The sequence below is a fragment of the Streptosporangium sp. NPDC023615 genome (genome assembly GCF_040640155.1).
Lineage (GTDB): Bacteria > Actinomycetota > Actinomycetes > Streptosporangiales > Streptosporangiaceae > Streptosporangium.
The window spans coordinates 50,286-72,936 of the sequence record NZ_JBFABE010000041.1; the positions used below are offsets into that span (position 1 = coordinate 50,286).

The following is a 22,651-nucleotide window of genomic DNA, read 5'->3' on the forward strand; positions in this document are numbered from 1 at the left end:
TCGGGGGGTCGTGCGGCGACCCGAGCAGGAGAGCCGCAATAATGCTGCCCGTGGCGACAGCATCCGCAATCTCAACGACGACGACAGCACACTCGTCCCGCCGGCCCGATCTGGTCAGCGTGGGGACGATCGTCTGGCTGTCCTCCGAGCTCATGTTCTTCGCGGCGCTGTTCGCGATGTACTTCACCATCCGGTCGGTGACCATCGGTCAGGATCAACCCTGGCCCGAGGCTCACCTGAACGTCCCGTTCTCCCTGGCCAACACGATCATCCTGGTCCTGTCGAGTGTGACCTGCCAGCTTGGCGTGTGGGCGGCGGAGAAGGGCCAGGTCGCCAAGCTGCGCTTCTGGTACATCATCAGCTTCCTGATGGGCGCCGTCTTCGTCGGAGGCCAGCTGTTCGAGTACAGCGAGCTGGTCCACGAGGGGCACACGCTGTCGCACTCCGCGTACGACTCGGTGTTCTACCTGACCACGGGCTTCCACGGCCTGCACGTGACCGGTGGGCTGATCGCGTTCCTGCTCATGCTGGGACGCACGTACGCCGCGAAGCGCTTCACCCGTGAGCAGGCGACCAGCGCGATCGTCGTGTCCTACTACTGGCACTTCGTGGACGTGGTCTGGATCGGCCTTTTCGTGACCATCTACGGAATTCAATAAGGAATCGGGGATCTCTGTGAACAGGATCACCGCTGGGCGGCGGCATCCCCTCGCGAGATACGCCGTCCTGCTTCTGGCGCTGGGGCTGATCGGCGGGCTCTACACCGTCGCCCTGGCGGCCTCCACCCCGCGGCAGGCCGACGCGGCCATCGCCTCCGGCAGGGCCGACGACGTCGAGGAGGGCAGGAAGCTCTTCGAGCGGAGCTGCTCCAGCTGCCACGGGCGCAACGCCGAGGGCACCGGTCAGGGACCGACGCTGATCGGCGTCGGCTCCGCCTCCGTCGACTTCCAGGTCGGCAGCGGCCGCATGCCCCTGGCCAACCCCTCGTCGCAGGCCCCGCGCAAGCCCGTGGCCCCCTGGGTCAACCAGGACACCCTGCGCCAGCTCGGCGCCTACATCCAGTCCCTGGGGGGCGGCCCGGTCACGCCGGACGCCGACATGGTCGACGCGAGCAAGGGCGACCCGGTCAAGGGCGGCGAGCTGTTCCGGGCCAACTGCATCCAGTGCCACAACTTCGTCGGCGCGGGCGGCGCCCTGACGCAGGGCAAGTACGCCCCGTCGCTGAACCAGGCCACCGAGCGGCAGATCTACGAGGCCATGGTCACCGGCCCGCAGGCCATGCCGGTGTTCAACGACAGCATCATCACCCCCGAGCAGAAGCGGGACATGATCGCCTACATCGTGGGCGTGCGCAACGAGCCCGACCCGGGCGGCTCGGGCCTGGGCCGCATCGGCCCGGTCACCGAGGGACTGGTGGCGTGGACCGTCGGTCTCAGCCTGCTCTCCCTGGCCGCTATCTGGATCACCGCGAAGAGGCGACAGGCCAAATGACTGAGAACAATCACGGCACCGAACAGCCCGAGCAGCCCGGTCAGGCCGGTCAGCCCGAGGAGCGCGCGCCCAGGCGCGTGATCGGCACCCCCTCCCCCGCGGCGAGCACCTCGCTGCTCGGCACCGGGCAGGCCGGGAAGACCGCCCAGGCCGCCACGGACGTCCAGGTCCCCGGAGTGGTCCCGCAGGACGAGCCGACGGCGCGGAAGGGCGAGCGCTACGCCGCCCTCTGCTTCGCCGTCGCCGCCCTGGCCGGCCTCGGGTTCGTGGTGTCGTACGTGGTCTTCCAGGTCGGCGACATCGCGAAGACGCAGGTCTCCAACTTCGCGCTGGGCGGCACGCTCACCCTGGCGCTGCTCGCGCTGGCCGCGGGCATGGTCACCTGGGTCCGCATGGTCATGCCGAAGTACAGCATGGTCCAGGAGCGCCACCCGATGGCCTCCGACCCCGCGACCAGGTCCTACGTCGGCGAGACCTTCATGCAGGGCGCGGCGGAGAGCGGGATCACCAAGCGCCCGCTGCTGCGGCGCAGCCTGCTGGCCGCCGCCGCCCCGCTGGGCCTGGCCCCGCTGGTGCTGCTGCGCGACCTCGGCCCGAACTACACGAACTTCCCCGAGAAGCTGCGGCACACCGTCTGGGGGGAGAAGACCAAGGACGGCAAGCCCCGCAGGCTGCTCGTCGAGGGGACCGGCGACCCCATCCGGGCGGCCGACTTCAACTCCCCCGGCGGCATCCTGTCGGTGGTGCCCGAGGGTTACGAGCACGATCTGAACGCGCTGGCCAAGGCCACGCTCATCCTGATCAAGTTCCGTCCCGAAGAGCTCAGGTCCGGGACGAACCTGAACTGGACGAGCGACGGGATCGTGGCCTACTCCAAGATCTGCACGCACGTCGGCTGTCCCGCGGCCCTGTACGAGCAGACCACCCACCACATCCTGTGCCCGTGCCACCAGTCGACCTTCGACGCCGCCGACGGCGCCAAGGTCATCTTCGGCCCGGCCGCCCGGCCTTTGCCCCAGTTGCCCATCGCCGTGGATAATGAGGGGTACCTCGTTGCCACGGCGGACTTCGCCGTCCCTGTCGGTCCCAGCTTCTGGGAGCGTGGCGACGCCGAGGCCGAGGCCCGTGAGAACGGAGCCACCCAGAAATGAGTTCCGAAAGCGTTCCCAAGCCCATCGCGGGCGCGGGTAACTTCGTCGACGACCGCCTCGGGGCGGGGAACTTCCTCCGGCGCAACCTGCGCAAGGTCTTCCCCGACCACTGGTCGTTCCTCCTCGGTGAGATCGCTCTCTACTCGTTCATCATCCTCCTGCTGACCGGCACGTTCCTGACGCTGTTCTTCAAGCCCAGCATGGCCCACGTGGAGTACCTCGGCTCCTACGAGGCGCTCTACGGCGTCACGATGTCCGAGGCCTACGCGTCGACGCTGGAGATCAGCTTCGACGTGCGCGGCGGCCTGCTGATGCGCCAGATGCACCACTGGGCGGCCCTGCTGTTCATCGGCGGCATGATGGTGCACGCGCTGCGGGTGTTCTTCACCGGCGCCTACCGCAAGCCGCGCGAGCTCAACTGGCTGATCGGCGTGCTGCTGCTGACGCTGGCGCTGGCCGAGGGCCTGACCGGCTACTCCCTCCCCGACGACCTGCTCTCCGGCGCGGGCCTGCGGATCACCGAGGGCGTGGCGATCTCGCTGCCGCTGGTCGGCACCTGGATCACCTTCTTCCTCTTCGGCGGCGAGTACCCCGGCGAGGACGTCGTCTCCCGGTTCTACTCGCTGCACATCCTGCTGATCCCGGGCATCCTGCTGGCGCTGATCAGCGCCCACATGATCCTGATGTGGGTGCAGAAGCACACGCAGATGCCGGGCAAGGGACGCACGAACGAGAACGTCGTGGGCTCGCCGTTCTACCCGGCCTTCATGGTCAAGGCCGGCGCCTACTTCATGTTCACGTTCGGGGTCATCGCGCTGCTGGGCACCTTCGCCCAGATCAACCCGATCTGGCTGTTCGGTCCCTACACCCCGGCCGACATCTCGGCCGGTTCGCAGCCCGACTTCTACATGGGCTTCCTGGAGGGCTCGCTCCGCCTGATGCCCGCCTGGGAGCTCAACCTCTTCGGGCAGGCCGGGGGGACGCTCGCGATGAGCGTGCTGATCCCCGCGCTGTTGCCGATGGGCATCATCATGACGGGCCTGGCGCTCTACCCGTTCATCGAGCAGTGGGTCACCGGCGACCGGCGCGAGCACCACATCGCCGAGCGTCCCCGCAACAACCCCCACCGCACCTCGATCGGCATGTCGGCGGTCACCTTCTACGGCGTCCTGTGGCTGCTGGGCGCCAACGACGAGATCGCCGCGTTCTTCCAGGTCTCGCTGAACTGGACGACCTACATCGGCCGTTTCCTGATCATCGCGGGCCCGATCGCGGCGTACATGATCACCTACCGGGTCTGCCTGGGCCTGCAGCGCAGCGACGCGGCCGTCCTCGGCCACGGCGTGGAGTCCGGCGTGATCAAGCGGCTCCCGCACGGCGAGTACATCGAGGTGCACGTCCCGCCGCACGAGGCCATCGAGGCCCACATGCGCAACAGGGAGATCGTCCCGGTCATCTCCGACAGGAAGACGGGCCGCGACGACATCCCGTCCAAGGCGATGCGCGGTCCCCTGGGCAGGCTCCGGCTCAAGCTGAGCCAGGCCTACGGCGGCGAGAAGATCCCGCTGGAGGCCGGTCACGGGGACGGCCACGGGGACGGCGACGGGCACGGGGACGGCCACGCCGTCGGCCACACCGAGCACGCCGCGGTCGGCCAGGGCGGTCAGCGCGGTCAGGGCGGCGAGGACGACAGGTCCCTGACCCGCTGAGGCGCTCCCCCGCCCTCCCGGGCGTCCTCCCCGGTCGCGAGAAGCCGGCGGGGGCCCACCCGGGGGGCTGAGGGGCCGCCAGAGGCCACGTCGAACGAGGAGGGGCCCGGACACCGCACACGGTGTCCGGGCCCCTCCTCGTGTGCCTGGACCCCGCCCGGGGTGTCCGGGATCCTTGCCGGGGTCCCCCTCGTACGCCCGGGGCCCGCCGCGTGGCCCGGCCCGGCGGTCAGACGTCGTCGGTGGTGAAGTGCTTGAGGCTGCTCCACCTCAGCCACTGCCTCCAGCTCTCCTGCCAGTGCCCCCAGCCGTTGGTGGGCTCCAGGACGCGGGGCGAGCCGGTGATGACGATCGGGTCCCCGATCAGGGTGTTGTCCAGGAACCACTTGGCGTTGGACGGGCTGACGTTGACGCAGCCGTGGCTGACGTTGGCGTGCCCCTGGGAGCCGACCGACCACGGGGCGCTGTGGATGTACTCGCCGCTGTTGGAGATGCGGACGGTGTCGTAGACGGTCAGCCGGTAGTACCCCGGCGAGCCCGGCCCGATCCCGGGCGAGGTCATGACCGTGACGTTCTCGCGGGACATGGCCAGGTGCACGCCGCTGGTCGTGTGGTACTTCCAGGCGCCCCCCTGGCCGGCGCTCATCGGCATCTCGCGAACGACCCTGCCGTCACGCCGCACGGTGAGGTGGTGGGACAGGACGCTGCCCCGGGTGATCTGCGAGCGGCCGACCTTGAAGTCGACGGTCCGGTTCGCCGCGCCGTACAGGCCGGGGCCGCCGCGCACGCCGGCGAGGCGTGCCTGCACGCGGACCCTGGTGCGGGCGGGCCAGAACCTCTTGGGGCGGAAGTGCACGTTGCGGTCGTCGAACCAGTGCCAGGCGCCCAGGACCGGTTTGGAGGTCCTGACGTGCAGGTTGCGCTCGATCGAGACCCGGTCGGAGACGTCCCGGTCGAAGGTGATCATGATGGGCATGCCGACGCCGACGGTCAGGCCGGTGTCGTACCGGCTCGGCATGAGGTTCTGGATCGCGTACGTCTCGCGGGCCTTCACGGTGGAGAAGGACGAGACGGTGCGGGTCTCGGTGCCGGCCGGGTTGACCGCCGTCGCCTGAACCTCGTAGGACGCCCCGGGAGCCGCCGTCCCGCGGCTGCGCCATTGGGTGCCGTCGGCGCTGAGAACGCCCGCCAGGGGCTTCCTGGAGCCCTTCAGGGCCGTGACGGTGACCTTCTTCAGCGTGCCGCCCTGCGCGGCGACCACGATCGGCACGTCGGTGGGCACCCCGGCGGCCCCGTTCAGCGGGACCACCGTGACGACGGCCGCCGCCGCCGCGGGCGAGGCCGTCGCGGGCCCGCCGGGCGCGGCGGTGTTCGTCGAACAGGAGGCCGTCACCAGGGCGAGGGCCAGCAGTCCGGCCCCCCGGCTCGAACCACGGATCGCGTGCCCCACATGAACTCCCCTGTCCGGATCGAACCACTGATTCAGTTATTACCCGGTGTAAGCGGTCCACCACAGCGGACATCCACCCTGAGCGTCCAATAAACGACAAAAAGCGGACCACGGAAGCTTTCCGTGGTCCGCCTGTCGCCAGGGGCCGGGGGCCGGTTCGACGGATCCCCCGGTGACGCCCGGACGGGGTCAGTGCGAGAAGTTGCCCCGGTAGTACTCGAAGACGAAGCCGATCGTGGCCATCAGGACCGCGAAGACCCCGATCAGGAACAGCCACCAGCCGATGACCAGGCCGATCGCGGTGAGCGCGACCGCCAGGCAGACGAAGAGCGGCCACCAGCTGTGCGGGCTGAAGAAGCCGAGCTCCCCGGCGCCGTCGGCGATCTCGCCCTGCTTGTCGTCCTCAGGCTGGTCGCCGATGCGGCGGGCCGTGTACATGAGGTAGTAACCGATCATGAACGCGAAGCCCACCGAGATGGCCATCGCGGTCGTGCCGACCGGCTCCTTGGACCAGTACCAGTAGACGACGTCCACGGCGGCGAAGAACACGCCGCACAGGATGAACAGCCAGCCCTGGACCTTCATCGGACCTCCTCCAGCTCACGGGGGGCCGGTTCGTACGGGCGCTTGAGGTCGAACGCGGGACGCTCGGACCTGATGCGGGGCAGCGAGGTGAAGTTGTGCCTCGGCGGCGGGCAGGACGTCGCCCACTCCAGGGAGTTGCCGTAACCCCACGGGTCGTCCACCGTGATCCGCGGCGCGGTCTTGGCGGTCTTCCACACGTTGTACATGAACGGCAGCGTCGAGGCGCCCAGCAGGAAAGCGCCCACCGACGAGACCATGTTCAGGTCGGTGAACCCGTCGATCGGGCTGTAGTCGGCGTAGCGGCGCGGGAAGCCCTGCGCGCCCAGCCAGTGCTGGACCAGGAAGGTGGTGTGGAAGCCGATGAACAGCGTCCAGAAGTGCACCTTGCCCAGCCGGTCGTTCAGCATCGTGCCGGTGAACTTGGGCCACCAGAAGTAGAACCCGGCGAACATGGCGAACACCACGGTGCCGAAGACCACGTAGTGGAAGTGCGCGACCACGAAGTAGGAGTCGGCCACGTGGAAGTCCAGCGGCGGGGAGGCCAGGATGACGCCGGTCAGGCCGCCGAAGAGGAACGTCACCAGGAAGCCGATCGAGAACAGCATCGGCGACTCGAACGACAGGTGGCCGCGCCACATGGTGCCGATCCAGTTGAAGAACTTCACCCCGGTGGGCACCGCGATGAGGAACGTCATGAACGAGAAGAACGGCAGCAGCACCTGGCCGGTGGCGAACATGTGGTGCGCCCACACCGTGATCGACAGGCCCGCGATGGCGATGGTGGCGCCGACCAGGCTGATGTAGCCGAACAGCGGCTTACGGCTGAAGACCGGGATGACCTCGGTGATGATGCCGAAGAACGGCAGCGCGATGATGTACACCTCGGGGTGACCGAAGAACCAGAACAGGTGCTGCCACAGCAGCGCGCCGCCGTTCTGGGGGTCGAAGATGTGCGTGCCGAGCTTGCGGTCGGCCTCCAGGGCCAGCAGCGCGGCGGCGAGCACCGGGAAGGCCATCAGCACCAGGATCGAGGTGAGCAGGATGTTCCAGGTGAACATCGGCATCCGGAACATGGTCATGCCGGGCGCGCGCATGCACACGATCGTGGTGATGAAGTTCACCGAGCCGAGGATCGTGCCCAGACCGCTGATGGTCAGTCCGACGATCCACAGGTCGGCGCCGATGCCGGGCGAGAAGATCGCGTCCGACAGCGGGGCGTAGGCGGTCCAGCCGAAGCTGGCCGCGCCGCCCGGGGTGATGAACCCCGCCAGCGCGATCGTGCTGCCGAAGGCGAAGAGCCAGTAGCTGACCATGTTCAGCCGCGGGAAGGCGACGTCGGGGGCGCCGATCTGCAGCGGCATCAGCTCGTTGGCGAACCCGGCGAACAGCGGGGTCGCGAACATCAGCAGCATGATCGTGCCGTGCATGGTGAACAGCTGGTTGAACTGCTCGTTGCTGATCATCTGGAGACCCGGCTGCGCCAGCTCCGCCCTCATGACCAGCGCCATCACGCCGCCGATCAGGAAGAAGACGAACGAGGTGATCAGGTAGAGATGACCGATGATCTTGTGGTCGGTGGACGAGGCCCACTTGACGATGATCGAGCCCTTGGGGGTCGGCCTCGACGAGGAGAGGGCGATGGGGTTGTTGGTCTCTGTCACTGGACACCGGCCTGACTAGCGATGTACCTGTCGAAGTCGTCTGCCTTGACGAGCTTCACCGAGAAGAGCATCCGGCTGTGGTCCACGCCGCACAGTTCGGCGCAGCGTCCGGCGAAGACGCCTTCCCTGTCCAGGGTCCGGACCTCGAACCGGTTGTCCACGCCCGGGATCACGTCCAGCTTGAAGTGGAACGCCGGGACCCAGAAGGAGTGGATGACGTCGGGCGAGTTGAGCAGGAACCTGACGTTCCTACCGGCCGGCAGCACGAGCTGCGGGCCCTTGAGGTAGTTCTCCGCCGGCATGCCGGCCACCTGGACGGTCTTGCCGCCGGCCTCGGTGGTGAAGCGCCAGCTCCACTGGAAGCCCTCCACCTTGACCGTCACGTCGGGCTTGCCGGACATCGTGGTGATGTAGTTCTGGTCCCGGGCGGTGAAGAAGAAGAACACGCCGACCATGATGATCGGGATCACCGTGTAGAGGATCTCGATCGGCAGGTTGTACCGCACCTGGGGCGGCAGCTCGTCGGGGGAGTTCTTCCTCTTGCGGTGGAAGGCGACGGACCACAGGATCAGCCCCCACACGACCACACCGGTGCCCAGGGCGGCGATCCACGATCCGTTCCACAGACTCTGGACGGCGTTGGACTGCTCGGTGATGCCCTCGGGCAGACCGCCTCGGGACCAGTCTTCGGCACTGCACGCCGTCAGGGAAACCAGCGGCAGCGCCAGAGCGGCGGCGCGTGGCACCCGGCGGCGGGCCAACGGACGCCGTACAGAACGGCGGGTCGGACTCACGGATCGCCTACCCCACAGATGAAGCCCAGGAGTCGCTCCTGGGAGATCGTTTGTTCACGTTCGGTTTTTCGTAGTCAGCAGCTTCACGCTGGGGGACACATTAGCGCGACCGAGGGCCGCCCTCCCGCCCAGCCCCCGCCCGCACCGCGTGTGGTGCGACGATTGGGGGTGTGGCGTACTTCGACGCGGCCTCCACCGAGCCGCTGCACCCCCAGGCCCGCGAGGCTCTGATCGCGGCCCTGGACGTCGGCTGGGCCGATCCCGCGAGGCTGTACGGTTCGGCCCGCCGGGCCAGGATGTTACTGGAACAGGCCAGGACCGAGGTGGCCGAGGCCCTGGGGGCCAGGCCCGACGAGGTCTCCTTCACCTCCTCGGGGACCCAGGCGGTGCACCTGGGCGTGCTCGGCACCCTGCACGGGCGGCGCCGGGCCGGGCGGCGCCTGGTGACCTCGGCGGTGGAGCACTCCAGCGTGCTGCACGCCGCGGGCATCCACGAGCGCGACGGCGGCGCGGTCGAGACGGTCGGCGTCGGCATCACCGGGGCGGTCGAGGCGGGCGCGTTCGCCGAGGCGGTGCGCGCCGAGGGCACGGCGCTGGCCTGCCTGCAGAGCGCCAACCACGAGGTCGGGACCCTGCAACCGGTGGCCGAGGCCGCCGAGGCGTGCGCCGGGGCGGGGGTGCCGCTGCTGGTGGACGCCGCCCAGACCGCGGGCAGGATGCCGTTGCCCGCGGGCTGGTCGGTGCTGGCCGCCAGCGCGCACAAGTGGGGCGGCCCGGCCGGGGTGGGGGTGCTGGTGGTCCGCAAGGGCACCCGCTGGCGCAGCCCGCTGCCCGACGACGACCGCGAGCGCCGGCGGGTGCCCGGGTTCGAGAACGTCCCGGCGATCGTCGCGGCGGCGGCGGCGCTGCGTGCCACGGTGGCCGAGTCGGCCATCGAGTCGGCCCGGCTCTCCGCGCTCGTGGACCGGGTCAGGGCCGAGGTCGCCCGGACCGTCCCGGACGTCGAGGTGATCGGCGATCCGGTGGCGCGGGCACCGCACATCATCACCTTCTCGTGTCTTTACGTGGAAGGTGAGGCACTTCTGACCGAACTGGACAGGACGGGGTTCTCGGTATCCTCCGGCAGCTCGTGTACGGCGAGTACGCTTCGTCCGTCGCATGTTTTGGAGGCCATGGGCGTGCTCACCCACGGGAACGTACGGGTGTCGCTGCCCCGGGGCGCGTCGGCGACGGATGTCGACCGCTTCCTGTCCGTCCTGCCCGACGTGGTGCGCAGGATCCGGGAGGAGGCGGGGGTAAAGCTGTGATCAACATTCGGGGAGTGAAGAGGTCATGACGTCCAGCCAGGCCACCTCGGCGGGGTCCGCCCAGCCTCCGGCGCTGACCATCGACGCGCTGGGCAAGAAGTGCCCGATCCCGATCATCATGCTGGCCGACCAGATCAACTACGTCCCGCTCAACGCGATCGTCGAGGTGCTGGCCGACGACCCCGCCGCCTTCACCGACATCCCCGCCTGGTGCCGGTTGAAGTCGCACCGTCACGTGGCCAGCTACGAGCTCCCGCAGCGGGGCTGGGCCATCCATGTGCGACGCAACTACTGATTTGTCCTGATTAGTCACTGATTGACGTGCAAATCGGGTATGTCCCCCCTGGGAAGTCCGACCAGACGATTCGGGGGGACGACATGAGCGGTGAGACCGCCAGGGATCTGATGCACGCCGGGGTCCGGTGCGTCGAGGCGCACGAGACGCTCGACCGGGCGGCGCAGATGATGCGCGACATGAACGTGGGCGCGCTGCCCATCTGCGGCAGCGACGACCGGCTCAAGGGGATCATCACCGACCGCGACATCGTGATCAAGTGCGTGGCCCACGGCCAGGACCCCTCCAAGATCACCGCCGGGGATCTCGCCACCGGCCTGGTCTGGGTCTCGGCGGACGCCGATGTCGCGGAGGCGCTGGCCAAGATGGAGCAGAACCAGATCCGGCGGCTGCCGGTGATCGAGAACGGCCGCATCATCGGCATGATCAGTGAGGCCGACCTGGCCCGGCACCTGCCGGACGACAAGATGGCCGAGTTCGTGCACCGCGTCTACGCGGGCGGCTGACCTCGTTCACGCGGGGTCTCGCGGGGAGCTCCGCGCGGGGTCTCACAGGAGGTTCCCCGCGGGGACCCGCAAGGGGTCTCCACGCGGGCGTCACCCGGCCCGGCGGCGCGATGCGCGACGGGCCGGGCGACGCGGCCGTGCCACGATCAGGATCATGGCGGGATCGTGACGGGGACACGGCGGGGTCGTGCGGCGGTGCGGCGGTGCGGCGGTGCGGCGGTGCGGCGGTGCGGTCAGGCGTAGTGGGACTTCAGGAAACCGGACACGTCCGCGGCGGCGTCGGCGCCGTAGGCGTCGGCGAGGCGCTCCAGGAAGACCTTCTGGCCGAGCTCGTACTCCTGGCCGCCGACGCGCTCCAGCACGTGGGTGGCGACGAGGTTGCCGACCTGGCCGCAGCGCTCCAGGGGCAGCCCCCAGGCCAGGGCGGCCAGGAAACCGGCGCGGAAGGCGTCGCCCACCCCGGTGGGGTCGGCCTTGCCGAGCTCGGGCGCCGCGGGGACGTGCAGGGGCGGCTCGCCCTTGCGGTCGATGACGACGCCCTTGGGACCGAGCGTGGTGACGCGGACGCCGACCCTGTCGAGGATCTCCGCGTCGCTCCACCCGGACTTCTGCTCGATCATGCCCTTCTCGTAGTCGTTGCCGAACAGGTAGGCGGCACCGTCGACGAGCTGGCGGATCTGCTCCCCGGGCATGCGGGCGAGCTGCTGGGAGAGGTCGGCCGCGAACGGGATGTTCCGCTGGAGCGCCTCGGCGGTGTGCCTGAGCATCGCGTCGGGGTCGTTGGGGCTGACCAGCACCAGGTCCAGGCCGCCGAGCCGGTCGACGATCGGGCCCAGCTCGATGAGACGGGCCTCGGCCATCGCGCCGGTGTAGAACGAGGCGATCTGGTTGTGCTCCTCGTCGGTGGTGCACAGGAACCGGGCGGTGTGGTGGATCTCGGAGACGTGCACGGAGTCGCAGTCGACGCCGTGACGCTCCAGCCAGGACCGGTAGTCGGCGAAGTCCGCGCCGACCGCGCCGACCAGGACGGGCCGCAGTCCCAGGCAGCCCATGCCGAAGGCGATGTTGGCCGCGCAGCCGCCGCGGCGGATCTGCAGGTCGTCCACCAGGAACGACAGGGACACCCGGTCGAGCTGCTCGGCGATGAGCTGGTCGCCGAAGCGTCCGGGGAAGGTCATCAGGTGGTCGGTCGCGATTGAGCCGGTGACGGCGATGCGCACGGGGTTCTTCTCCTCGCTGTCAGCATCTTTGGGAACAGGGGGTCGAGCCTCGCAAGAATACGCGACGTCCCGGGCGCGCGAAGGCCCCGCGAGGTGACCGATGTCATCTCGCGGGGCCTTCGCGCGTCCGTCCCGACGGACGAGCCGCCCCGTCCGGGCCGGCCGTTCCTACCGGGTCAGCCGAACCGGACCGGCCGTGCCCACCGGGTCAGTTGAACGAGTCGCCGCAGGCGCAGGAGCCCGTGGCGTTCGGGTTGTCGATCGTGAAGCCCTGCTTCTCGATCGTGTCGACGAAGTCGACGGTGGCGCCCACGAGGTAGGGAGCGCTCATCCGGTCGGTGACCACGCTCACGCCGTCGAAGTCGGAGACGACGTCGCCGTCCATCGAACGGTCGTCGAAGAAGAGCTGGTAGCGCAGGCCGGAACAGCCACCGGGCTGCACGGCCACGCGCAGCTGGAGACCCTCCTCGCCCTGCTGCTCCAGCAGGCTCTTGACCTTCGCGGCGGCCGCGGAACTGAGGATCAGGCCCTGCGCCGTGGTCTCGCTGCTCTCAACCGACATGTGGTGACTCCCGCGTCTGCGTCGGCCGCTCCCCGGGAACGGCTGTCTGTGTATGACGTCCTTCTCAGACGCTACCAACACCTGTCCCCCGGCACACATTCCTGAAAAGGCGCACGCTCCCCACCCGGATCCGGAACCCCCCTCCCGGCGGACGAGACTGCGGGGACGTGTGTCATCATTAGTCGTCACTTCGACGATAAGGGGGTGTGGCCGTGACGACCACCGAGACCGGGCTTCCGCTCTTCGTCCTCGGCAGGGGTGTCGACCCGCACAGCGAGCGCGGCGTCGACTGTCCCGGCGAGCTGCCCGCCGCGTCCGACCCGGCGCTGGTGGAGCGCGCCCGGCGGGCCAAGGCGGCGCTCGGCGAGCGGGTCTTCGTCCTGGGCCACCACTACCAGCGCGACGAGGTCATCGAGTTCGCCGACGTGACCGGCGACTCGTTCAAACTCGCCAGGGAGGCCGCGGCCCGGCCGGACGCCGAGTACATCGTGTTCTGCGGCGTGCACTTCATGGCCGAGTCCGCCGACATCCTCACCTCCGCCTCGCAGAAGGTGGTGCTGCCCGACCTGGCGGCCGGGTGCTCGATGGCCGACATGGCCACCTTCGACCAGGTCGAGGAGTGCTGGGAGGCGCTCCAGGACGCCGGGATCGCGGACGTCACCGTCCCGGTCACGTACATGAACTCCAGCGCCGACATCAAGGCGTTCTGCGGGCGCAACGGCGGCGCCGTGTGCACCTCCTCCAACGCCAGGCGCGCCCTGGAGTGGGCCTTCCAGCGCGGCGAGAAGGTGCTCTTCCTGCCCGACCAGCACCTGGGCCGCAACACCGCGGTGCTGGAGATGGGCCTCGGCCTGGACGACTGCGTCGTCTACGACCCGCACCGGCCGGGCGGCGGCCTGACCCCCGAGCGGCTGGCCGCGGCCACGGTGATCCTGTGGAAGGGGCACTGCTCGGTGCACGGCCGCTTCAGCGCCCGGTGCGTGGACGACGTCCGCGCCCGCATCCCCGGGGTCAACGTGCTGGTCCACCCCGAGTGCAGGCACGAGGTGGTGACCAAGGCCGACCACGTCGGCTCGACCGAGTACATCATCAAGAAGATCGAGCAGGCCCCGGCCGGGTCCTCCTGGGCGGTGGGCACCGAGCTGAACCTGGTCAAGCGGCTCGGCGCCATGTTCCCCGACAAGAACGTGACGTTCCTGGACCGGACCGTCTGCTACTGCTCGACGATGAACCGGATCGACCTGCCGCACCTGGTCTGGGCGCTGGAGTCGCTCGCCGCCGGCCAGGTCGTCAACCAGATCACCGTGGACGACGACACCGCCCACTGGGCCGGGGTCGCGCTGGACCGGATGCTGGCCCTGCCCTGATCCGGTCCCCCGGGGCGCGGACGGTCCGTACGCGTCCCCGGCGGGCCTCGATCCCGCGCCCGGCTCTCCCGGGAGCGCGCGGACGGGCCCCGGCGGGTGGTGACCCGCCGGGGCCCGTCGTGTGCCGGGGACCTGTCGCGTACCCGGGATCGTGGAGCACGCCGGAAGCGGCCTACTCCAGCTCGTAGGCCACCTTGACGCTGACCGACACGTTCCGGCGGCCGGGGCTGATCGAGGCCTTGTCCGCGATCGCGGCGGCGCCGAAGACCGGTGTCGGCGGGGTGAAGCTCTGCTCGCTGATCTCCAGGGGGATGCCGAGGCGGCGACCCGCGAGCCTGGCGTACTGCACGGCACGGGCCTGGGCGTCCCTGAAGGCGATCTCGCGGGCCACCTTGAGCGGCACGCGGTTGTCGGACACCTCGAAGGACACCCCGTTCAGCCGGACGGCCTCGCCGACCGCGGCCACCGCGTCGATCACGTCGTCGGCGGAGTCGATGTTCCTGACGACGGCCTCGACGCCCTGCGCGGCCCGGTAGCCGGAGATCGTGGGATATTCCTTGTACTCGGGGCCGAGGGAGAGCTCGTCGGTCCTGAGGTCCTTGGCCGCGACCCCGGCCGCGAGCAGCGCCCGCGTCAGGGCGGCGGCGGCGGTGCGGGCGGCGGTGAACGCCTCGCCCGCGGTGGGGCGGCGCACCTCCACGCCGGTGTCGAGCCGCATGACGTCGGGGGTGACCGACATCACACCCTCTCCCGTCACCGTGATCTGTGGCCGGTCCACCTCGACGGCGGCCGTGGCGGGCTCGGAGTCGGCGAGCGCGGTGCCCCCGGACAACCCGGCGAACACCAGCGCGGCCGACATCACCGCCTGTGACATCTTGATCATAAGGTCATGGCATCACGGGGCGGGTGGGCGCGGCGCCGTGCCCGTCGCGGGCCTGTCGTGTCCTGGCCGGATCCCGCCCGGACGTTTACCCGCGCGGGCCGGGACCCGTACACCCCGCCGGTGCGGCCCGCCGGCCCGCCCGCGCCCCGCCGGCCCCGCGCGACCCGCAGGCCCACCGGTCGGCTCGGCGGGTCAGATCCGGGTGCGCTCCCGCCACCAGGCCAGCAGCGCGGCGTCGCCCTCGACGGCGTAGTCGTCGGCGCCGCGCCGCCCCCACACCACCTGGAGCAGGTCGGCCGAGGTGGCGGCGCGGACGGTCACGTCCCCGGGCAGCACGGACCGCCGGTGGTGGAAGCGGTCGGGATCGAGGGTGATCACCCATCCCGCTCCGGTGTCGGCCTGCAGCGAGATCGTCTCTCCCCCGCCCCTCAGCTCGGCCGTGCCCCGCTGCCAGGGCACGTACGGCAGCAGGTCGAGGAACTCCTCGACCCCGTCGGCCGCCACGTCCTCGTCGACCGCCACCGGGACGCCCAGCGCGAGCTCGGCGTCCATCCGGTGCACGACCGTCTCGTGCAGCATCCGCCTCGACCAGAACCGCACCCGCCGGTCCTCGGCCCAGCACCACACCGGCGCCTCGGCGTCCCGGGCGAGCAGGGTCCCCGACAGCAGGGCGCCCCCCTCCCCCAGCCAGTCCGGGTAGCCGTTCACGTCGGCGGGCAGGCCCATCTCGATCTCGTCGGCACGGTAGGGCCGGTCGACGAGGTCGCGCACCATCGCGGCCGACCAGCGGTGCGCGCCGCCGACGTGCGCGACGAGCTGCGCCAGGTCCCAGCCGGGGCAGGTCCGTACCGGGGCCGACATGTCACGGCCCCGCACGATCCCGGCCATGCGGGTGATCTCCGCGCCGACGGCCTCGGCGTGCTCCTCGTGGGTCCACTCCCGCATGTCAGTCCTCCCGTGTGAAGCGCATGAACTGCTTCTCGTACTCCTTGGCGTCGGTGGTGGTCGCCAGCACCCGCCGCACCCGGCCCGTGAAGTCGAACACCACGGCCTCGTACCCGGAGCCCTTGCGCCGCCAGCCCGCGATGTGGTGATCGTCGTACCAGCCGATCAGCCGTTCCGTGGGGAAGGGGACGCGTACCCTCGGCGGGCCGTCCGACACCGTCGACCAGACGCAGATCTCCTTCTCGGTCCTCTTGCAGTACGTCAGCAGCGACGAGCCCGACGGCGAGATGTCGTCACCCTCGACGGTGATCGGGGTTCCCACGTCCAGCAGGGTCTGCAGCACGGTGCCCTGCAGGTCGTAGAAGCGGATGCGCTGGGTCTTGCCGTCCAGCGCCCAGGTGCCCACGGCGCGGCCGTCGCCCCGCCAGAAGTAGCTCCACCTCCCGGCGTCCTTCTCCCTGACCCGGACGATCTTCGCCTTCCCGGCCGCCACGTCGATGATCGCGAAGCCGTACGCCTTGCTGGTGTCGCCGACGGCCTCGTAGAGCGTCACCAGACCGCGCCTGCCGTCCGGCGACCACTGCGGCAGCGTCGGGTAGACCGGGGCCTTGGTGACCCTGATCCGGCTCGCCGCGCCGGTGCGGTGGTCCACCACCGAGACGATCGCGTAGCTCTGCGTGTCGTACACCCGGTCGGTGCCCAGCGCCTGGGTGCCCGCCGCGTTGACCGTGTACTGGAAGTACTTGCCGTTCCTGACGAACCGGTCGGTCCCGGCCTTGCGGACGTAGAGGCTCTTGTCCCACTCCAGGCTGTACGAGCTCAGCTTGATCGGGTCCCGGTCGCTCTCGTGGAGCGTGAGCGCGCTGCCGGGGAGCTTGATCGGGGTGGTGTCCTGCGGCACCTCGGGGGCGTCGGGGGTGGGGGTGGGGGTGGCGGAGACGACCGGCCCGCGCGTGCCCTCCGTCCGGGTGGCCACCGGCGTGCCGGTGCCGTCGCGCGTCGCCAGCACGACGCCGCCGGCGACGAGGGCGGTGGCCAGCAGGGCACCTCCGGCCGCGAGCCACACCCCGCGGCGACCACGAGCCGGCGTGCCCGGCGTGCCCTGCCCCGGGTGGGCGGGCGCGCCCTGTGCGTGATGCGGGGGACCGCCGGAGGGATGGGTCGCGGGCGCGCCGTACGGAGGGATGCCCGGATCGGCCTGGTACGCCCGGTGTGCCTGCTGCGGTTGGTGCGGTTGCCGGGGGTCGTGCCCGTATCCGCCCTGGCCCGGGTATCCGCCCGGGGCGGGCGCCGTTCCCGGGGGGCCCTGCCGCCAGGGGTCGCCGTGCGGCTCGGAGCCCTGGGGCCGGCCGACCGGCCCGGGGCCTCCCGGGTGGCCTCCCGGGTGACCGCGCGGGTCGGAGACGTGCGGGAGGCCTGGTCCTTGCGCGTAGGCCTGCGGGCCGGAGACGTGCGGGGAGCCGGGCCCTTGCGCGTACGGCTGCGGGCCGGACTGTTGCGCGTACGCCTGCGGGCCGGACCGTCCCGGGTGGGGGTGCGAGTTCTGCGGCGGGCCGGGCTGCCGGGCGTACCCCTGCGGGCCGGACCGTCCCGGATACCCGTGGGCGTCGGAGTGCTGCGCGGGCCCGGACCGGGGCGGGGGGCCCGCGGGTCCTGGACCTCCCGGGTAGCCCCGGGCGTCGGAGGTGTTCGAATCTTGGACGGGGTAGCCCCCGCCGGGGCCACTCTGCCAGGCGAGCGCCTGCCGATCCTGCTGGGGCCGCTGTTCCCGCCAGGCGCGGTCGCCGCCCGTGGAGCCGGGCCCTTCGTGTCCGGCGGGCCCGGCGAGCCCGGCGAGCCCGGCGAGCCCGGTATCGTCGCCGGCCGGGTACCCGCCGGGGCCGGTCCGCTGGGCCGCCGCGGCGGAACCCTCGGCCAGGATGCCCCGGGGCGCGGTGGGCGGCGCGGCCCCGGCCGGGCCGCCCGCGTGGCCGAGCAGCCGCAGCAGCGCCTCGCCCGCCGTGGGCCTCCGGGCCGCGTCCTTGGACAGGCACTGCCCGACCAGGGCGCGCAGGGCCGGATCGGTGATCGCCGACAGGTCCGGTTCCACGTTCATGATCCGGTTGAAGATCGCGGGAAGGCTGTCGACGCCGAACGGCGGCTGCCCGGTGGCGGCGAAGACCATCGTGCACCCCCAGGCGAACATGTCCGCCGGGGATCCCGCGTTCTCCCCGGCCAGTTGCTCGGGGGTCATGTAGGAGGGGGTGCCGATCGCCATCGCGGTCAGCGTGGAGGTGCGGTCGAGGGCCTTGGCGATGCCGAAGTCGATCACGCGGGGGCCGTCGGGGGCCAGCAGCACGTTGGACGGCTTGAAGTCGCGGTGCACGATCCCGGCCTGGTGGATCGCGACCAGCGCGGTGACCGTGCCGATCGCCAGGCGGTGCAGGGCCGCGCCCTCGCGCGGGCCCTCGGCGTTCACCACCGCGTCCAGGGTCGGGCCGTCGACGTACTCGCTGATGATGTACGGGCGGTGCGCCTCGACACCGGTGTCGATCACGGCGGCGGTGCAGAACGGCGCGACCCGCCGGGTCGTGCTGACCTCGCGGACGAAGCGCTCCATCGCCTCCTCGTCCTGCGTGAGGTCGGCCCGGAGCAGTTTGACCGCGACCCGGACTCCTGCCGGGGACTCACCCAGGTAGACCGTGCCCTGACCGCCCTCGCCGAGGCGCGCGGTGAGCCGGTACTCCCTCACCCGCTCGGGATCCCCGGGCCGCAAGGACGCGAGGTCCGCCATGGTCACACCCTTCTCCCGTGTGGACTTCAAGGTCCCATTGTGAGGGCAAAGGGTCACAGGACGTACATCAAACCGCAAGCCGGACGGGCCGCAATGGCGCGTTCCAGAAGGCTCGCGGGCACGACCCCCAGGCCCGGCCCACACGGGGTTCCTCGCGGGGCCGGCACGAAGTTGTCCGGGGTCCGTCCGGGGTTCGTCAGCGGTCCGTCCGGGGTCCACGCGGGAGCGGCACGAAGTCGTCCGGGGGCTCGGCGGGGGGCGGGGTCCGCTCAGAGGCCGGGTGCGCCCCAGAGGGGGAACCAGCGGCCCAGGTCCGGCTCGATCCGCAGTTCCTCGCCGAGCGCGGCGCGCACCTGCAGCTCCAGGGCGTTGTCCCTGCGCCGGCCCGCCTCGTCAGTTCCGCCCGTCCCGCCCGCCCCGCCCGTCCTTCCCGCTCCGTCCGCCGTGCCCGCCCCGCCCGTCCGGCCGGACGACGGAGACAGCGGAGACAGCGGGGCGAACGGGTAGAAGGTGCCCTGCTTGTAGAGGTAGACCATGGCGAGCCGGCGGCCGGCCGGGCCGGCGAACGAGACCAGCGAGCAGAGCAGCGAGGGGCCGAATCCGGCCGCCTCCAGGGAGGAGTTGACCGCGTGCAGGTCGGTGACGAGATCACCGAGCGGGTCGCCGGAGGGGGCGGTGCGGCGTACCAGGAGCCAGGTGTAGCCGAAGGAGTCCGTGGACGCCTCCACCGGCGGGCCTCCCCCGGCGTCCAGGAGCCCGGTGACGTCGCGCTCCAGTTCGGCGAAGGCCGCGCCCTCGGCCGCGCGGAAACAGACCGCTCCCAGCCCCGTCGGCGCCAGCCCGGTCGCCGCCCGCAGGGTCACCGCGGCCGAGGGCAGCGCGAACAGCGCGTCCAGGTCGGGCCGGGCCACCTCCCCGCGTCCCAGCAGCCTGTCCCACCAGCGCATCCGGCCCACCGGGCTCATCCGCCCCGGCCGAGCTGGGCGGAGATCCTGCCGAGCTGCTCCAGGCGCCGCTCCAGCGGCGGGTGGGTCGCGAAGAGCGCGGACAGCCCCGCCTTGCCGGACAGGGCGGGCACCAGGAAGAAGGCGTTGAACGGCTCGGCCTCGCGCAGGTCCCGGGTCGGGATGCGGGCCATCTCGCCGCTGATCTTGACGAGGGCGCCGGCCAGGACCGACGGGCGCTGGGTGAGCAGGGCCCCCGCCCGGTCGGCGGCCAGTTCCCGGTAGCGCGACAGCGCCCTGGTCAGCAGGAAACCGACCGCGTACACCAGGGCCGAGACCAGCAGGATGATCACGCCGATCGGCAGGCCGCCCCGGTCGTCGCGTCCGCGCCCGCCCAGGCCGCCGTACAGGGCGACCCTGGTCATGAGCCCGGCCACGACACCGAGGAAGGACGCCACCGTCATGACCGCGACGTCCCGGTGGGCGACGTGGGACATCTCGTGGGCGAGCACGCCCTCCAGCTCGGCGGCGTCCAGGCGGCGCAGCAACCCCGTGGTCACGCAGACCACGGAGTTCTTGCGGTTGCGGCCCGTGGCGAACGCGTTGGGCACGTCGGAGTCGGCGATCGCCACCCGGGGCTTGGGCATGTCGGCCAGAGCGCACAACCGGTCGACCATGCCGTGCAGCTCGGGGGCCTCCTGCGGGGTGACCACACGCCCGTGCATCGCGAACAACGCGAGACGGTCGGCCATGAAGTACTGCGCCAGCAGGAAGCCGCCGGCGATGAGCAGCACCATGACGGCCCGGACGCCCGACGCGATCAACACGGCCACGAAGACCACGTAGAGCAGTCCGAGCAGGAACATGGTCGCCACCATGCGCCTGGTCAGTCCCCGGTCCGGGGCGAACCGGGTCTGTGCCATACACCCAACGCTAGCCGGGGATCAGTCCCTCGTTACCGAGCATCTCCCGCACTTCCTCCATGGAAGCGTCGGCCGGCGGCAAAATCAGCTCCGAGGACTCCAGGCTGTCGTCCGGCAGCGCCTTGCCGACGTGGCGGACCTTGTCGAGCAGGGCGTGCAGCCGCGTGCGGAAGGCCTCCTCCTCGCCGGCCTCGATGGCGGCCTCCAGCTCGGCGTCCAGGCTGTTGAGCACGTCGAGGTCGGCCGCGGCGATGTCGATCTGGCCCTCCCCCATGATGCGGACGATCACTGGCCCTCCCCCGGCTGGCGCAGCTGCTGGGTCTGGTTGTCCTGCTGCGGCGGATACTGCTGGGCCTGCTGCTGCGGGTGGGGCTGCTGCTGGGGCTGGGGCTGCTGCTGGCCGGGACCGGAGGTGATCGCGCCCTGCGGGCCGCTGCCCTGGCCGAGCTCGGCCTTCATCCGCGCGATCTCCAGCTCCACGTCCTGCCCGCCGCCCATGCGGTCGAGCTCGGCCTGGATGTCGTCGCCGCGCTGGCCGCTGAAGTCGTCGAGCGCGCCGCTCGCCAGCAGCTCGTCGATGGCTCCCGCACGGGCCTGCATGGAGGCCGTCTTGTCCTCGGCACGCTGGATCGCCAGGCCGACGTCACCCATCTCCTCGGAGATGCCGGAGAAGGCCTCGTTGATCCGTGTCTGCGCCTCGGCCGCGGTGTAGGTCGCCTTGATCGTCTCCTTCCTCGTACGGAAGGAGTCGACCTTGGCCTGCAACCGGTGGGAGGCCGTGGTGAGCTTCTCCTCCTCGGCCTGCAGGTTGTCGTGCTGCACGCGGAGGTCGGCGATCTGGGTCTGCAGGCCGCCACGGCGGGTCAGCGCCTCGCGGGCCAGGTCCTCACGACCGACGCCGAGGGCCTTGCGGCCCTGCTCCTCGAGCTTGCGCGACTGCGCCTCGATCTGGTTGATCTGAAGTTCCACACGCTTGCGGGAGGTGGCGACGTCCGCCACGCCCCGGCGCACCTTCTGCAACAACTCCAGCTGGCGCTGATATGAGTAGTCCAGGGTCTCGCGAGGATCTTCCATCTTGTCCAACGCGTTGTTCGCCTTGGACCTGAAGATCAGCGAAAGTCTCTTCATCACGCTCATGCGCGTCGGCCGTCCCCTTCTTCAAGTGCGCTTCGGGCCCACCCAGTGATCCCGGCCCCCGAAAAGCACCGGAGCCACCATAGGGTTCACCCTACGCATAACGCGCGGGGGCGTCACTAAGTTGCAGTCCCGGTAGGCTGGCCTTGTGTTCCGACGTACCCAGACCACCGCGGACGACTCCCCCGCCTCCGCCAACGATCCTAAGCCTGCGGGCAAGGGGCGTCCCACACCGAAGCGGCGGGACGCCGAAGGCCGTCGCCGGCAGCCGGTGAACGCCCCTCAGAACCGCAAAGAGGCCTACCGGCAGCTCCGCGAGCGGCAGGCCGGTGAGCGCGCCAGGGCGCGCGAGGGCATGCTCCGCGGCGAGGAGCGCTACTTCCCCGCCCGCGACAGGGGGCCCGCCAAGAAGTTCGCACGTGACTGGGTCGACTCCCGGCGCATCGTGAGCCAGTACTTCCTGCCGTTCTCCATCCTGATCCTGCTGCTGACCTGGATCCCCTTCCCGGTGAGCGTGCGGGGGTACATCTACGTCGCGGTGATCACGATCGGCTGGCCGCTCATGATGGTCGGCGTGCTGCTCACCTCGATCTGGGTGTCGTGGAAGGTGAAGAAGCTCACCGCCGAGAAGTTCCCGGGCGAGAACCTCAAGGGCGTCGGCTTCTACGCCGCCATGCGTGCCCTGCAGATCCGCAAGCTGCGCTTCCCGCCTCCCGAGGTGCTGCCGGGCGGCAGGCCCGTCCCGCCGAAGAAGTGACGGCACCGCCCGCGGACCGGGCGGGAGACCGGCCTCCGGGTCCCGCCGGGACACCGTCGGCGAAGGAGACCCACCGCGGCGGCCCCATGATCATGTCTGCCCTGGGAGGTGTAGTTGGGGACGAAGATCACGTCCGCGGCGCCGATCTGCTGGCCGCGGCGCCGGGGGCGGGGGTGGTGGTGTCCATCGCCTTC

Annotated in this window: 22 protein-coding genes; 9 read left to right on the forward strand and 13 right to left on the reverse strand. The window is 70.8% G+C overall.

The annotated features are described in order from the left end of the window. Positions 1–41: 41 nt before the first annotated feature. From AB0G16_RS25235 to AB0G16_RS25250, 4 genes are read left to right on the forward strand one after another with little or no spacing between them, the layout of a single operon-like run. Entirely contained in the window at positions 42–659 is a 618-nt protein-coding gene (locus tag AB0G16_RS25235) for a heme-copper oxidase subunit III (protein ID WP_362809600.1), read from the forward strand. 16 nt (positions 660–675) lie between these two features. Then, entirely contained in the window at positions 676–1,491 is an 816-nt protein-coding gene (locus AB0G16_RS25240) for a cytochrome c (RefSeq protein WP_362809603.1), read from the forward strand. After that, a complete protein-coding gene (locus AB0G16_RS25245; protein ID WP_362809607.1) occupies positions 1,488–2,642 on the forward strand; it encodes a Rieske 2Fe-2S domain-containing protein in 1,155 nt (384 codons plus the stop codon). The genes AB0G16_RS25240 and AB0G16_RS25245 overlap by 4 nt, the downstream gene beginning before the upstream one ends. Continuing rightward, on the forward strand, positions 2,639–4,351 hold the full coding sequence (locus AB0G16_RS25250) for a ubiquinol-cytochrome c reductase cytochrome b subunit (RefSeq protein ID WP_362809610.1): 1,713 nt from the start codon (positions 2,639–2,641) through the stop codon (positions 4,349–4,351). The genes AB0G16_RS25245 and AB0G16_RS25250 overlap by 4 nt, the downstream gene beginning before the upstream one ends. 229 nt (positions 4,352–4,580) lie before the next feature. Here the strand turns inward: AB0G16_RS25250 and AB0G16_RS25255 are convergent, their stop codons facing one another. The 4 genes from AB0G16_RS25255 to coxB all read right to left on the reverse strand — a co-directional run bounded on the left by AB0G16_RS25255 (position 4,581) and on the right by coxB (position 8,793). Next, positions 4,581–5,801: an Ig-like domain-containing protein gene (locus tag AB0G16_RS25255; protein ID WP_362809613.1), complete on the reverse strand. Its 1,221-nt coding sequence runs from the start codon at positions 5,799–5,801 to the stop codon at positions 4,581–4,583. A 189-nt stretch (positions 5,802–5,990) separates the two neighbouring features. Beyond that, the gene (locus AB0G16_RS25260; protein WP_362809618.1) at positions 5,991–6,386 is read right to left on the reverse strand and encodes a cytochrome c oxidase subunit 4; all 396 of its coding nucleotides are present in this window, start codon (positions 6,384–6,386) and stop codon (positions 5,991–5,993) included. Beyond that, a complete protein-coding gene (gene ctaD, locus AB0G16_RS25265; RefSeq protein WP_362809621.1) occupies positions 6,383–8,047 on the reverse strand; it encodes a cytochrome c oxidase subunit I in 1,665 nt (554 codons plus the stop codon). Before ctaD ends, AB0G16_RS25260 begins: the two co-directional genes overlap by 4 nt. Beyond that, positions 8,044–8,793: a cytochrome c oxidase subunit II gene (coxB, locus tag AB0G16_RS25270; protein WP_362809624.1), complete on the reverse strand. Its 750-nt coding sequence runs from the start codon at positions 8,791–8,793 to the stop codon at positions 8,044–8,046. Before coxB ends, ctaD begins: the two co-directional genes overlap by 4 nt. Positions 8,794–9,011: 218 nt before the next feature. Between coxB and AB0G16_RS25275 the strand changes: the two genes are divergently transcribed. The 3 genes from AB0G16_RS25275 (at position 9,012) to AB0G16_RS25285 (ending at position 10,949) form a co-directional block, all read left to right on the forward strand. Next, the gene (locus tag AB0G16_RS25275; protein WP_362809627.1) at positions 9,012–10,148 is read left to right on the forward strand and encodes an aminotransferase class V-fold PLP-dependent enzyme; all 1,137 of its coding nucleotides are present in this window, start codon (positions 9,012–9,014) and stop codon (positions 10,146–10,148) included. 25 nt (positions 10,149–10,173) lie between these two features. Continuing rightward, positions 10,174–10,443, forward strand: coding sequence for a sulfurtransferase TusA family protein (locus AB0G16_RS25280; RefSeq protein WP_362809630.1), 270 nt, complete (start codon positions 10,174–10,176; stop codon positions 10,441–10,443). An 83-nt stretch (positions 10,444–10,526) separates the two neighbouring features. Next, a complete protein-coding gene (locus AB0G16_RS25285; protein ID WP_362809633.1) occupies positions 10,527–10,949 on the forward strand; it encodes a CBS domain-containing protein in 423 nt (140 codons plus the stop codon). A 233-nt stretch (positions 10,950–11,182) separates the two neighbouring features. Here the strand turns inward: AB0G16_RS25285 and AB0G16_RS25290 are convergent, their stop codons facing one another. Beyond that, positions 11,183–12,169, reverse strand: coding sequence for a carbohydrate kinase family protein (locus tag AB0G16_RS25290; protein WP_362809636.1), 987 nt, complete (start codon positions 12,167–12,169; stop codon positions 11,183–11,185). Positions 12,170–12,377: 208 nt separating this feature from the next. Further along, positions 12,378–12,731: an iron-sulfur cluster assembly accessory protein gene (locus AB0G16_RS25295; RefSeq protein ID WP_030910261.1), complete on the reverse strand. Its 354-nt coding sequence runs from the start codon at positions 12,729–12,731 to the stop codon at positions 12,378–12,380. A gap of 212 nt (positions 12,732–12,943) precedes the next feature. Between AB0G16_RS25295 and nadA the strand changes: the two genes are divergently transcribed. Further along, positions 12,944–14,098 (forward strand): quinolinate synthase NadA, encoded by a 1,155-nt coding sequence (gene nadA / locus AB0G16_RS25300; RefSeq protein ID WP_362809639.1) that lies wholly within the window; start codon positions 12,944–12,946, stop codon positions 14,096–14,098. A 172-nt stretch (positions 14,099–14,270) separates the two neighbouring features. Here nadA and AB0G16_RS25305 read toward each other — a convergent pair whose 3' ends face one another. The 7 genes from AB0G16_RS25305 to AB0G16_RS25335 form a co-directional block, all read right to left on the reverse strand. Continuing rightward, positions 14,271–14,981, reverse strand: a complete 711-nt coding sequence (locus tag AB0G16_RS25305) for an SIMPL domain-containing protein (RefSeq protein ID WP_362809642.1) — start codon at positions 14,979–14,981, stop codon at positions 14,271–14,273. Positions 14,982–15,173: 192 nt separating this feature from the next. After that, positions 15,174–15,926, reverse strand: a complete 753-nt coding sequence (locus tag AB0G16_RS25310; protein ID WP_362809646.1) for a maleylpyruvate isomerase family mycothiol-dependent enzyme — start codon at positions 15,924–15,926, stop codon at positions 15,174–15,176. A 1-nt stretch (position 15,927) separates the two neighbouring features. Next, complete coding sequence (locus tag AB0G16_RS25315) at positions 15,928–18,729, reverse strand: protein kinase (RefSeq protein WP_362809649.1); 2,802 nt, start codon at positions 18,727–18,729, stop codon at positions 15,928–15,930. Positions 18,730–18,968: 239 nt separating this feature from the next. Then, positions 18,969–19,646, reverse strand: coding sequence for a hypothetical protein (locus AB0G16_RS25320; RefSeq protein ID WP_362809669.1), 678 nt, complete (start codon positions 19,644–19,646; stop codon positions 18,969–18,971). Between the two features lie 14 nt (positions 19,647–19,660). Beyond that, positions 19,661–20,566 carry a zinc metalloprotease HtpX gene (htpX, locus tag AB0G16_RS25325; protein WP_362809652.1) on the reverse strand — a complete coding sequence of 302 codons (906 nt, stop codon included), beginning with the start codon at positions 20,564–20,566 and terminating at the stop codon, positions 19,661–19,663. A gap of 10 nt (positions 20,567–20,576) precedes the next feature. Beyond that, positions 20,577–20,855, reverse strand: a complete 279-nt coding sequence (locus AB0G16_RS25330) for a hypothetical protein (protein WP_362809655.1) — start codon at positions 20,853–20,855, stop codon at positions 20,577–20,579. Continuing rightward, positions 20,852–21,703 (reverse strand): PspA/IM30 family protein, encoded by an 852-nt coding sequence (locus AB0G16_RS25335; RefSeq protein WP_362809658.1) that lies wholly within the window; start codon positions 21,701–21,703, stop codon positions 20,852–20,854. Before AB0G16_RS25335 ends, AB0G16_RS25330 begins: the two co-directional genes overlap by 4 nt. A 145-nt stretch (positions 21,704–21,848) precedes the next feature. On the opposite strand from AB0G16_RS25335, the gene AB0G16_RS25340 reads away from it, so the two are divergent. Next, a complete protein-coding gene (locus AB0G16_RS25340) occupies positions 21,849–22,457 on the forward strand; it encodes a DUF3043 domain-containing protein (protein ID WP_362809660.1) in 609 nt (202 codons plus the stop codon). Positions 22,458–22,651 lie beyond the last annotated feature (194 nt).